This is a genomic window from Epibacterium sp. Ofav1-8, from assembly GCF_022348185.1.
In the GTDB taxonomy this organism is placed as follows: Bacteria; Pseudomonadota; Alphaproteobacteria; order Rhodobacterales; family Rhodobacteraceae; genus Epibacterium.
This window is the reverse complement of sequence record NZ_JAKRFD010000002.1, coordinates 436609-448850: the sequence shown is the minus strand read 5'-3', so window position 1 is coordinate 448850 and position 12242 is coordinate 436609. Positions and strand designations below refer to the sequence as shown.

The following is a 12242-nucleotide window of genomic DNA, read 5'->3' as shown; positions in this document are numbered from 1 at the left end:
CCTGTTTCCTGCATACAGGGGCACAGGGCGGGGTCAATGGTCAGGCGTATCGCGCGGCACTGCCAAGGCAGAGGCTGCCTATACCAAAGTGTTAACCATTGCTTAAACTATTGGTCCAAACTTTAGTCAGATTGTGTCATGTTAACTCCAGGGTAACCACTTCGGCGTTAACACTTGGGCATGGGCCTCCTGCCAAGTTTCGATGTCGGAACCGGATGCAGAGGACAAGAAAATGATTTTTCGCGGTCAAGACGGCGCAGACAACAAGACGGGGTTGAACAAGGTGGTAGCTATGGATCGCTTTCGCACACGCTCGAACGTGTCGCCGCTGCGTCAGGCCGAGGCCTATTGGACTGCTCTGCGCCGTGGCGATGACATTCCCAGCCGTTCGCAGGTTGATCCGCGTGGCCTGGAGAACATCCTCAGCCAGACTTTCATTCTGGAGCGCGTCGCACCGGGGATCGCCCGCTTTCGCCTGGCCGGGCAGAAGGTCAACGAACTGGCCGGAATGGAAGTGCGGGGCATGCCTCTGACCGCCTTCTTCACCGCCGATGCCCGCAAGACCCTGAGCGCCGCGCTGGAACATATGTTCGACGATCCGTCGATCCTGGAATTCGACCTGAAAACCGAAGCGACCCGCCTGCGCGGCAGCCGTACCGCACGGATGATCCTGCTGCCCCTGCGCAGCGATCTGGGCGATGTCAGCCGCGCGCTGGGCGTTCTGGTCTCTGACGGTGGGGCAAGCCGGGTCTCGCAGCGCTTCCTGGTCGAGGATTACGAAATTCGCAAGATCGGCAAGTCCGACGCCGCGACAGCCAGCCCCGCGTTCAAGGCGACGCCGCGCGTCACCGCACCGGGGCTCGAAGATCTGCCGCGCCGCGACCTGTCGGCAAAGACACCGTCGGAGACCGACGGGTTTGCTGAACCCCGCGCGGGATTTGAGCGTAAATCCACCAGCCTGATGGAAGAGGCGCGCTCTCTGCTGGATCGGGCGCGCCGCGAAAACAGCGATGTGCTGAAAGCCACCCGCCCAATGGGTCAGGAGGGCGCTGGCCGCAAGGGACCTGCGACGCTGGAAACCGTCTCGACGACCGATGCGGAGAAATTGGTGTCGCGCCCGCCACGCGGTGGCAAGCTCAAGAAAGACGCGCCGCACCTGCGTCTTGTGGTTTCGCGGGACTGATCGTTAAAATTCTAGTCGAAATATCGACGAAGTTGCTTAAGTTTCAACCTACTGGACATAGACGTTGAAGCATTGACGCCCGGGCGCAGAACGCCCCGGGCGTTCTTTTTTGCCGCGTTCCGGCGAAACCGGGCGCAGCACAGAAAAACGGCCCGCACATGAGGCGGGCCGTCGTGTCTCAGGTTAGATGTCTCCGGAAACCGGAGGGCGTCGGGTCAGATGACCGCGCGGGTCTCCCCCGGATCGCGCAGGCGCGACAGTTCCTCGGCCACAAGGAAGGCCAGCTCCAGCGATTGATCCGCATTCAGGCGCGGATCACAGGCGGTGTGGTAACGATCGCTGAGGTCTTCCTCGGTGACATCACGTACACCACCGGTGCATTCGGTCACGTCCTGGCCGGTCATCTCGAAGTGGACACCGCCGGGCACCGTGCCCTCGGCCTGATGCACGCCAAAGAAGTCGCGCACCTCGCGCAGCACCGAATCAAACGGCCGGGTCTTGTAGCCGGTGGCGGATTTGATGGTGTTGCCATGCATCGGGTCACAGACCCAGGTGACATTGGCCCCCTCTTCCTTCACCGCCTTGACCAGACGCGGCAGATGTTCGCCCGCCTTGCCCGCGCCGAAACGTGCGATCAGGGTCAGCTTGCCCTCTTCGTTGTCCGGATTGAGCTTCTGCATCAGGACCTTGAGATCCTCGGCGGTGGTGGTGGGGCCGCACTTGAGGCCGATCGGGTTCAGCACCCCGCGGCAGAACTCCACATGCGCGCCATCCGGCTGGCGGGTGCGGTCGCCGATCCAGATCATGTGACCCGACCCGGCGAGCCATTTGCCGGAGGTCGAATCCATCCGCGTCAGCGCCTCTTCGTATTCCAGCAGCAGCCCCTCGTGGCTGGTGTAGAATTCCACCGTTTGCAGGGTATGCGCGGTGTCCTTGGTGACGCCCGCCGCTTTCATGAAGTCGAGCGTATCGGTGATCCGGTTGGCCATGTCACGATAGGCCTCGGCCTTTTCACCTTCGGTAAAACCCAGGGTCCAGGCGTGGACCTGATGCACATCGGCGTAACCACCGGTCGAGAAGGCCCGGATCAGGTTCAGGGTTGCCGCTGCCTGGGTATAGGCCTGAAGCATTTTCTTGGGGTCGGGAATCCGGGCGTCGGGCGTGAACGCCAGCTCGTTGATGATGTCACCGCGATAGCTGGGCAGTTCGACGCCATCCACAGTCTCGGTCGGCGCGGAGCGCGGTTTGGCGAATTGACCGGCCATGCGCCCCACTTTGACCACCGGGACCTTGGCACCATAGGTCAGCACCATTGCCATCTGGAGCATCACCTTGAAGGTGTCGCGGATGCCGTCGGCGCTGAATTGCTCAAAGCTTTCGGCGCAATCGCCCCCTTGCAGGAGAAAGGCCTCACCACGACCGGCGGCGCCCAACTGGGCTTTCAGACGGCGCGCTTCGCCGGCAAAAACCAGCGGCGGATATTTCCCCAGCTGCGCTTCGACGGCATGCAGCGCATCCTGATCCGTATACTCCGGCATCTGGACCCGCGGTTTGCTGCGCCAGTTCGTTTTTTGCCAATTGCTCATGGCCTATACTCCGAAAATGACTTTGGAACCCGGTATTACGAAAGAAGCGTATACAGAAGAGCGCTAACAGTGGCCAGTTTAGAATTTCAACATCTTGACCCGGCTGCTATCCTGTGAGCAGGGTTTTTGAATTCGCGACGCTGCGTCGCGCGGCTTTCCCAGCACCTGTCGAAAAGACCCGATTTGTAAGGACCCGAGCCATGCAAACAAAACCAGAGACGCTCCCTGAGCTGACCTCGGGTGGCAAACACCGCCGGTTTACGTTTGTCCTGTTGGACCAGTTCACGCTTCTGTGTTTCTCCGCCGCGATGGAATCGCTGCGGATCGCCAATCGCATGGCCGGTCAGGAACTCTATTCCTGGCGGCTTCTTGGTGAGGGCGGCGAGACGGTGACCTGCTCCGCCGGGACCGTGTTCCAGGTGGACAGCGATCTCAATGAATTGCAGCGCGATGACACCATCATGCTCTGCGGTGGGATCGAGGTGCAGAAAGCTACGACCAAACGCGTATTGTCCTGGCTGCGGCGGGAATCGCGCAAGGGTCTGACCATTGGCGGGCTCTGCACCGCATCCTACACGTTGGCAAAGGCCGGGTTGCTGGACGGCAAGCGCGCCACCATCCACTGGGAGAATTCCGACAGTTTTGCCGAAGAGTTCGAAGAGGTCGATCTGACCAAATCGGTCTTTGTCATCGACGGCAATCGCATGTCCACTGCCGGCGGCACCTCCTCGATCGACCTGATGCTGAAGATCATCGCCGAGGATCATGGCGAGGAGCTGGCCAATATGGTGGCGGATCAGCTGATCTATTCCTCCATCCGCACCGATCAGGACACCCAGCGTCTGTCGATCCCGACGCGGATCGGGGTGCGCCATCCGAAACTGTCGATGGTGATCCAGATGATGGAAAAGAACATCGAGGAACCGATCAGCCCGTCGATCCTGGCGGAGGATGTCGGCATGTCGACCCGCCAGCTAGAGCGGCTGTTCCGCCGCTACCTGAACCGCAGCCCCAAGCGGTACTACATGGAACTGCGTCTCCAGAAGGCGCGCAACCTGCTGATGCAGACCGACATGAGCGTGATCAACGTGGCACTGGCCTGCGGCTTTGCCTCGCCGTCGCATTTCTCCAAATGCTACCGCGCGCATTATGACACCACGCCCTATCGCGAGCGTGGCAGCAAAGGTGCGCGGCAGATCACCTGACGATCACTGCGGGCGCAGCCGGTACAGCGCGCCGTCATATTCCGATGCAAACCAGATGCTGCCGTCCGGGGCCTCCCGCAGGTCCCGGACCCGCCCCGTCTGTGGCGACTTCAGCCGTTCGACCTCCTTTAACGGCGTGCCGGACAGTCTTGATATATAGTCAAACTTCAAGGATCCGACGAACAGGTCACCTTGCCATTCTGGCCAGAGTTTCCCGGAGTAGATCATCAGGCCGGACGGCGCGATCGAGGGATCCCAGTACCATTCGGGCTGTGCCATGCCCGGGGTCTGGGTGCCCTCGCCGATCTTGCGCCCGGAGTAATGCGTTCCATAAGAGATCACCGGCCAGCCGTAGTTGGTGCCCTTCTCGATCAGGTTGACCTCGTCACCGCCCTTGGCGCCATGCTCCACGCCCCACAGCCGCCCCTGTGCGTCCATGGCCAGCCCCTGCGGGTTGCGGTGGCCGTAGGACCAGATCGCGGGGCGCGCGTTCTGCACGCCGACAAAGGGGTTGTCGCCCGGGATGCGGCCATCCGGCAGGATGCGGATCACCGAGCCCTGCTCGCGGCCCAGGTCCTGCGCACTGGGTCGGTCGCCGCGTTCGCCGAGCGAGACAAACAGGCTGCCATCGCGCGCTTCGACCAGCCGCGCGCCAAAGTGTCGACCGCCGCGTGCGCCGGGTTTTGCTTCGAAAATGACCGCAACATCTGTGAGCTGGCGATTGTCCGGCGACAATGTCGCCCGGGCAACCGCGGTGCCGGCGCCTCTGCCCTGGGGTTTTGCATAGGTGAGATAGATCCGACGGCTTTGGTCGAAATCCCGCGCCGCCACCACATCGAGCAAGCCACCCTGCCCGTCGGCAGCGACCGTCGGCACTCCGCTTACCGTCTGTTTGCGGCCCTCTTTCACGTACCACAGGCGACCGTCCCGTTCGGTCACCAGCAGCGCGTCATCATCCAGGAACGTGAACCCCCAGGGCACATCCAGCCCGTCGACCATCTTTTCCACGGTCAGTTGCCCCTGGTTGCTGTCCATCGCCGCGGCCTTCGGCGGGGTCGCAAGGGCGGAGCCGAGGCTGAGGCAGAAGATCAGGGCGAGGCGGTATATCATCGGCTTTCTCCTTTTGGGGAGGGGTGTTAGCGCCCACATCGCCGAGTCACAAAAAGCAATGCTGAACACTCTTCCCTTTCCCGCGGGGCTTGCATAGGGTTCCTGACGAACAACATTGTTCCAACAAGGGAGTTTTCAAATGAAAAAACTGCTGACCGCGTCTGCGGCCATTGCGCTGAGCGCAGGCACCGCGTTTGCAGATGGCCACGCGAAGGAAGTCAAACTGGGCGTCCTGCTGGGCTTTACCGGTCCGATTGAATCCCTGGCTCCGGCCATGGGCGCGGGCGCTGAACTGGCCATGGCCGAGGTGACCGACTCCGGCAAGCTGCTGGATGCTGCCAAGGTGACCCCGATGCGTGCCGACACCGGTTGTATCGACAACGGTCTGGCCACCGCCAATGGCGAAAAACTGCTGGCCGACGGCGCGCATGGCATCATCGGTGGCGACTGCTCCGGCGTGACCGGCGCGATCCTTCAGAACGTCGCGATTCCAAACGGCATGGTGCTGATTTCGCCCTCCGCGACCTCGCCGGGCCTGTCCACCATGGAGGACAATGGCCTGTTCTTCCGCACCGCGCCCTCCGATGCGCGCGAAGGTCAGGTGATGGCAGCGATCCTGCAGGATCGTGACATCGACTCCATCGCGCTAACCTATACCAACAACGACTACGGCAAGGGTCTCGCCGATGCCATCCAGTCCTCCTTTGAGGAAGTTGGCGGCGAAGTCACCATCGTGACCGCGCATGAAGACGGCAAGGGCGACTATTCCGCCGAAGTTGCGGCGCTGGCCTCGGCCGGTGGTGACATCCTCGTGGTGGCCGGTTACCTCGACCAGGGCGGTCTGGGCATCATCCAGGGCGCGCTCGACACCGGCGCCTTTGACACCTTCGGCCTGCCCGGCGGCATGATCGGCGATTCGCTGCCCACCAACGTTGGATCGGACCTTGATGGCTCCTTCGGCCAGATCGCCGGCTCCGACAGCGAAGGCGCGGAAATCTACGCCAAGATGGCCTCTGACGCGGGCTTTGACGGCACCTCCGCCTATTCCGCGGAAAGCTATGATGCGGCTGCACTTTTCATGCTGGCGATGCAGGCGGCAGGATCCGTTGATCCGGCTGAATACGGCGCCAAGGTGATGGAAGTCGCCAACGCCCCCGGTGAAAAGATCAACCCCGGCGATCTGGGCAAGGCGCTCGAAATCCTCGCCAATGGCGGTGACATCGATTATGAGGGCGCCACCGGCGTTGAACTGATCGGACCGGGCGAGAGCGCAGGCTCCTACCGCGAGATCGAAGTTCAGGACGGCAAGAACGTGACGGTAAAGTTCCGCTGATCCGTTTCACGAACTGACATCGACATCTGATCAGCCCGGGAGCCGCAAGCGCCCCGGGCTGTTCCAAATTAAAAGGGGCCGCAAAAACACGCGGCAGGGGATGAAATGACATGATCGTCGTCGAGGATTTGCACAAGCACTTCGGCGGGTTCCACGCGGTGGACGGCGCTTCGCTGGAAATCGCCAAGGGCTCCATTACCGGTTTGATCGGGCCAAACGGTGCGGGAAAAACCACTCTTTTCAACGTTGTGGCGGGTGTTCTTCCACCAACGTCAGGCCGCGTCCTGATGGATGGTGAGGACATCACGGGCCTGCCACCGCATGAGCTGTTCCACAAGGGATTGCTGCGCACCTTCCAGATCGCGCATGAGTTCTCCTCGATGACCTGCCGCGAGAACCTGATGATGGTTCCGGGCAATCAATCGGGAGAGACGCTTTGGAACACCTGGTTCGGGCGCAAGCGCATCGCCGAAGAGGAACGCGCCCTGCGCGCCAAGGCGGATGAGGTGCTGGAGTTCCTCACCATCGGCCATATCGCGGACCTGAAGGCGGGCGAAATCTCGGGCGGTCAGAAAAAGCTTCTGGAGCTGGGCCGTACCATGATGGTCGACGCCAAGATCGTGTTCCTCGACGAGGTGGGCGCGGGCGTGAACCGGACGCTGCTTTATACCATCGCCGACGCCATCAAGCGCCTCAACGAGGAACGCGGCTACACCTTTGTGGTGATCGAACATGACATGGAATTCATCGGCCGCCTCTGTGACCCGGTGATCGTCATGGCCGAGGGCAAGAAACTGGCCGAAGGCACCCTGGACGAGATCAAGGCCAATGAGCATGTGATCGAAGCATACTTGGGGACCGGTCTAAAAAACAAAGACAAATTGCAAGGGGCGGACGCATGAGCGAACCCTTTCTGATTGGTGACAGCATGACGGGGGGTTACGGCAAAGGGCCGGACATCCTGCATGACTGCACCATCGCCGTGAACCCCGGCGAAATCGCCGTGATTGTCGGCCCCAATGGCGCCGGTAAATCCACCGCCATGAAGGCCGTGTTCGGAATGCTGAGCGTGCGCTCCGGTGCGGTTCGTCTGGGGGGCGAAGACATCACCAGCCTCAGCCCGCAGGACCGGGTGGTCAAGGGCATGGGCTTTGTGCCGCAGACCAGCAATATCTTCACCTCGATGACGGTGGAGGAGAACCTCGAGATGGGGGCCTTCATCCGCACCGATGACTTCTCCGACACGATGGAGCAGGTCTATCACCTGTTCCCGATCCTGAAGGAAAAGCGGTTTCAGGCCGCCGGAGAGCTGTCGGGCGGGCAACGTCAGCAGGTGGCCGTGGGCCGCGCGCTGATGACCAAGCCCAAGGTGCTGATGCTGGATGAGCCCACTGCGGGCGTCTCGCCCATCGTCATGGACGAGCTGTTCGACCGCATCATCGAGGTGGCCCGCACCGGGCTGCCGATCCTGATGGTGGAGCAGAACGCCAAGCAAGCGCTTGAAATCGCGGACAAAGGCTATGTCCTGGTTCAGGGCCGCAATGCACATACCGGCACCGGCAAGGAGCTGCTTGCCGATGACGAAGTGCGCCAATCGTTTCTGGGAGGCTAAGAGATGGATTTCCTCAACGCCTTCGTGGCGCTTTCAAACTTCGTGCTTGTTCCCGGTATCGCCTATGGCAGCCAGCTGGCGCTTGGCGCGCTTGGCGTGACGCTGATCTACGGCATCCTGCGGTTTTCGAACTTTGCCCATGGCGATACCATGGCCTTTGGCACCATGGTGACGATCCTGTTCACCTGGTGGTTCCAGTCGATGGGCATCTCCGCAGGTCCGCTGCCGACGGCCTTGTTGGCCCTGCCCTTTGGCATCGCCATCACCATGGCGCTTGTGGTCGGCACCGACCGTGCCGTGTTCCGCTTCTATCGCCAGCAGAAGGCAAAACCTGTGGTGTTCGTGATGGTCTCGCTGGGGGTGATGTTCATGATGAACGGCCTGGTGCGTTTCATCATCGGCCCCGGCGATCAGCGGTTCTCGGATGGCGAGCGTTTCATCATCAAGGCCCGCACCTTCAAGCAGATGACCGGCCTCGATGAAGGGCTGGCGATCAAGACCTCGCAGGGGATCACCCTGGTGACCGCGATCATCGTTGTGGCGCTGTTGTTCTGGTTCCTGAACAAGACCCGCACCGGCAAATCCATGCGCGCCTATTCCGACAATGAGGATCTGGCGCTGTTGTCCGGCATCAACCCGGAGCGTGTTGTGATGATCACCTGGCTGATCGTGGCCGCGCTGGCCACCATTGCCGGTACGCTCTACGGTCTTGATAAGTCCTTCAAACCGTTCACCTATTTCCAGCTGTTGCTGCCCATCTTTGCGGCTGCGATCGTCGGGGGGCTTGGCAATCCGCTGGGCGCGATCGCCGGCGGTTTTGTCATCGCCATGAGCGAGGTGATGATCACCTACGCCTGGAAAAAGGTTGCGGGCTATGTCCTGCCGGAAAGCCTGGAGCCCGACGGGCTCGCGCAGCTGCTGAGCACCGACTACAAATTTGCGGTGTCCTTCGCGATCCTGGTGATCGTGCTCCTGTTCAAACCCACCGGCATCTTCAAGGGGAAAGCGGTATGAACGATACGATGAAACATACGCTTCTGTTTGTTGCCGTGGGCGTGTTGCTGGTGCTCGAAGGAACCACCACCGCCGCGGGCGTGTTCTCGGGGTCGTGGAATTCGTCGCTGACCATTCTCAACATGGGTCTGATCTCGGCGATCATGGCGCTAGGTGTAAACCTGCAATGGGGGTTTGCCGGGCTGTTCAACGTCGGCATCATGGGCTTCACCGCGCTTGGTGGCCTGGCCGTGGTGCTGACCTCGATGCCGGCAACGCCGGGGGCCTGGGAGGCTGGCGGTCAGCGGATCGTGATCGCTTTGATCCTTGGTGCGGCGACCATTGCCGCCACCATCGTCGCCTATCAGAAACTGCCGGCGGGGCGGGTGCGGACGTTGGCGATGCTGGCCATTCTCATCCTGGGATTTGTCCTCTACCGGGCCATGCTTGATCCGGGTGTCGAGGCGATCGAGGACATCAACCCCGCGCTGGAGGGCAATATCGGTGGCCTCGGACTGCCGGTGCTTCTGGCCTGGCCGGTTGGTGGGCTCCTGGCTGCGGGCGCGGCCTGGGTGATCGGCAAGACCGCGCTCGGGTTGCGCTCTGACTATCTGGCAATCGCCACCCTCGGTATTGCCGAGATCATTCTTGCGGTGCTCAAGAACGAGGATTGGCTGTCGCGCGGCGTCAAGAACGTGGTCGGCCTGCCCCGGCCGCTGCCTTATGAGGTCGATCTGCAAAACGATCCCGCCTTTGTCGAACGGGCGGCGTCCTGGGGCTTTGACGCCACCACCGCCTCCACGCTTTACGTCAAGCTGGGCTATGCGCTGCTGTTCACCGTGGTGCTGCTGGTGCTGTTGTGGATGGCGCAGATGGCGCTCAAGAGCCCATGGGGCCGGATGATGCGCGCGATCCGCGACAATGAAACGGCCGCAAATGCCATGGGCAAACATGTCACCCGGCGTCATTTGCAGATCTTCATCCTCGGCTCTGCCATCTGTGGTGTGGCCGGTGCGATGATGACCACGCTCGACAGTCAGCTGACCCCCGGGACCTACAACCCGCTGCGGTTCACCTTCCTGATCTGGGTGATGGTGATCGTGGGCGGCTCCGGCAACAATTTCGGCGCGGTGCTGGGCGGGCTGCTGGTCTGGTTCCTCTGGATCAAGGTTGAACCCCTCGGCGTGCTGCTGATCGAAGTTGTCACCGCCGGCATGGCCGAGGACAGCGGCCTGCGCGCGCATCTGCTGGAAAGCGCGGCGCATATGCGTCTGTTTACCATGGGGCTGGTGCTGCTCCTGGTGCTGAGGTTTAGCCCACGCGGCTTGATCCCTGAAAAGTAACAAAAAACGTCGCCTCATCGAGGCGGCGTTTTTCTTTGGGGATGGCAGTGTCTCAGCGTCCCTTGAACAATCCGCCCAGAATGCCGCGCACAATGCGGCGGCCGGTTGTGCCCTTCAACTCCTTGATGACCGCCTCCGACATGGCAGAGGCGATCGTGTCGGCGCCCCCGATCCGGCGGGCAGAGGACCGCCCCACCCGGCTGCCACTGTAGCGCCGCGCTGCATTGAATTCCCGCACCATCGGATCGGGCGCGTGCTCGGCCTGGTCTTCTGCATCGGCGGCCTCTGTTGCAGCGGTACTGGCGCGCGCCATCAGAATTTCATAGGCCGAGTTTCGATCAACCGGGGCGTCATATTTCCCCGACATGGGGGATTGGCGCAGAACCTCTGCCCGTTCCGCCGGTGTGATTGGCCCCAACTGGCTGGAGGGCGGGCGGATCAGCGTGCGCTCAACGATTCCCGGAACCGCCTTTTTCTCCAGCAGCGAGGTAACCGCCTCGCCAACGCCAACATCGCGGATGGCATCCTCGGTCGAAAACCGCGGGTTCTCGCGATAGGTCTCGGCGGCCAGTTTCAGCTTTTTGCGGTCGCGCGCGGTAAAGGCCCGCAACGCATGCTGAATTCGGTTGCCGAGCTGCCCGAGGATATCTTCGGGAATGTCATCCGGCGATTGGGTCACGAAATAGACCCCAACCCCCTTGGAGCGGATCAGCCGCGCCACCTGCTCCACCTTGTCGACCAGTGCCTTGGGCGCGTCTTCGAACAGCAGATGCGCTTCGTCGAAAAAAAACACCAGCTCCGGTTTGTCGGGATCACCCACCTCCGGCAGGGTTTCAAATAATTCGCTCAGCAGCCACAGCAGGAAGGTGGCATAGAGCTTCGGCGCCGCCATCAGCTTGTCAGCGGCGAGGATATTGACCATGCCGCGCCCGGTGTCGTCCCGGCGCATCAGGTCGCGCAGGTCCAGCGCCGGTTCGCCAAACATGTCGGCGCCACCCTGGTTTTCCAGCACAAGCAACCGCCGCTGGATGGCGCCGATCGAGGCGGTGGAGACATTTCCATAGCGCAGCGACAGCGCGTCCCGGTTTTCCCCGACCCAGACCAGCAGGGCTTGCAGATCCTTCAGATCCAGCAGCGGCAGCCCCTGTTCATCGGCGAGGCGAAAGGCAATATTCAGGATGCCCTCCTGCGCGTCGCTCAGTTCCAGCAGTCGCCCCAGCAGCAGCGGGCCCATTTCGGCGATCGTCGTGCGCACCGGATGACCCTGCTGCCCGAACAGATCCCAAAAGGTCACGGGCACGTCGTGATAGTCAAACGCGGTAAATCCAATTTTTTGCGCTCTTTTAACAAACGCTTCGTGCAGCTCCGCCGATGTGCTGCCGGCTTTGGCCAGTCCCGACAGGTCGCCTTTGACATCGGCCAGGATGACGGGCACGCCCTGGTTTGAGAAACTCTCTGCAAGAATTTGAAGTGTAACGGTTTTCCCGGTGCCGGTGGCTCCGGCGATCAACCCGTGCCGATTGGCGTAACGAAGTTGCAGGTGCTGCGCGTCGCCATAGTCTGCACCACCCCCTCCAATAAACAATTCCTCTGGCATTCGGTCAGAACTCCTAAAGCCGGTTATGGAACAAAAATACAATGTTAACCTTTATGTGCCAGCGTGAACTTGCCCGTTGGTTCGAATGCGGTTGAACTGACGGACATTTCCTCCCTGTCAGACTGGCCGTGCCTTAGTGCACGGCCATTTTTTTTGCGGGGCGCATCGCGACGGCCAGCTCGCCCGATCGGCGCTATTGGCGGCCCCCCAGCTGATCTCCCTGAAATCGCCGCCCCTGTCACAGGGCTTTCGCAATACAAGCGCAAAATGGCGCGCTGGC

At 61.5% G+C, this 12242-nt stretch carries 10 protein-coding genes; 7 read left to right on the top strand and 3 right to left on the bottom strand.

The window, feature by feature from the left end; all coding sequences use genetic code 11:
* Positions 1-232 precede the first annotated feature (232 nt).
* Positions 233-1183, top strand: coding sequence for a PAS domain-containing protein (locus MHM97_RS04930; RefSeq protein WP_239320183.1), 951 nt, complete (start codon positions 233-235; stop codon positions 1181-1183).
* A 215-nt stretch (positions 1184-1398) separates the two neighbouring features.
* Here the strand turns inward: MHM97_RS04930 and MHM97_RS04925 are convergent, their stop codons facing one another.
* Entirely contained in the window at positions 1399-2769 is a 1371-nt protein-coding gene (locus MHM97_RS04925; RefSeq protein WP_239320181.1) for a class II 3-deoxy-7-phosphoheptulonate synthase, read from the bottom strand.
* Positions 2770-2969: 200 nt separating this feature from the next.
* Between MHM97_RS04925 and MHM97_RS04920 the strand changes: the two genes are divergently transcribed.
* Positions 2970-3974, top strand: coding sequence for a GlxA family transcriptional regulator (locus tag MHM97_RS04920; protein WP_239320179.1), 1005 nt, complete (start codon positions 2970-2972; stop codon positions 3972-3974).
* A gap of 3 nt (positions 3975-3977) precedes the next feature.
* On the opposite strand, the gene MHM97_RS04915 is transcribed toward MHM97_RS04920, so the two are convergent.
* Complete coding sequence (locus MHM97_RS04915) at positions 3978-5084, bottom strand: PQQ-dependent sugar dehydrogenase (protein WP_239320177.1); 1107 nt, start codon at positions 5082-5084, stop codon at positions 3978-3980.
* Between the two features lie 139 nt (positions 5085-5223).
* Between MHM97_RS04915 and MHM97_RS04910 the strand changes: the two genes are divergently transcribed.
* From MHM97_RS04910 to MHM97_RS04890, 5 genes are all read left to right on the top strand, one after another.
* Positions 5224-6417, top strand: a complete 1194-nt coding sequence (locus MHM97_RS04910; RefSeq protein WP_239320175.1) for an ABC transporter substrate-binding protein — start codon at positions 5224-5226, stop codon at positions 6415-6417.
* 110 nt (positions 6418-6527) lie between these two features.
* A complete protein-coding gene (locus MHM97_RS04905; RefSeq protein WP_239320172.1) occupies positions 6528-7319 on the top strand; it encodes an ABC transporter ATP-binding protein in 792 nt (263 codons plus the stop codon).
* A complete protein-coding gene (locus tag MHM97_RS04900) occupies positions 7316-8029 on the top strand; it encodes an ABC transporter ATP-binding protein (protein ID WP_239320170.1) in 714 nt (237 codons plus the stop codon). The genes MHM97_RS04905 and MHM97_RS04900 overlap by 4 nt, the downstream gene beginning before the upstream one ends.
* A 3-nt stretch (positions 8030-8032) precedes the next feature.
* Positions 8033-9043: a branched-chain amino acid ABC transporter permease gene (locus MHM97_RS04895; RefSeq protein WP_239320169.1), complete on the top strand. Its 1011-nt coding sequence runs from the start codon at positions 8033-8035 to the stop codon at positions 9041-9043.
* On the top strand, positions 9040-10365 hold the full coding sequence (locus tag MHM97_RS04890) for a branched-chain amino acid ABC transporter permease (RefSeq protein WP_239320168.1): 1326 nt from the start codon (positions 9040-9042) through the stop codon (positions 10363-10365). Before MHM97_RS04895 ends, MHM97_RS04890 begins: the two co-directional genes overlap by 4 nt.
* Positions 10366-10417: 52 nt before the next feature.
* On the opposite strand, the gene MHM97_RS04885 is transcribed toward MHM97_RS04890, so the two are convergent.
* Positions 10418-11962: a helicase HerA-like domain-containing protein gene (locus MHM97_RS04885; protein ID WP_239320166.1), complete on the bottom strand. Its 1545-nt coding sequence runs from the start codon at positions 11960-11962 to the stop codon at positions 10418-10420.
* Positions 11963-12242: the final 280 nt, after the last annotated feature.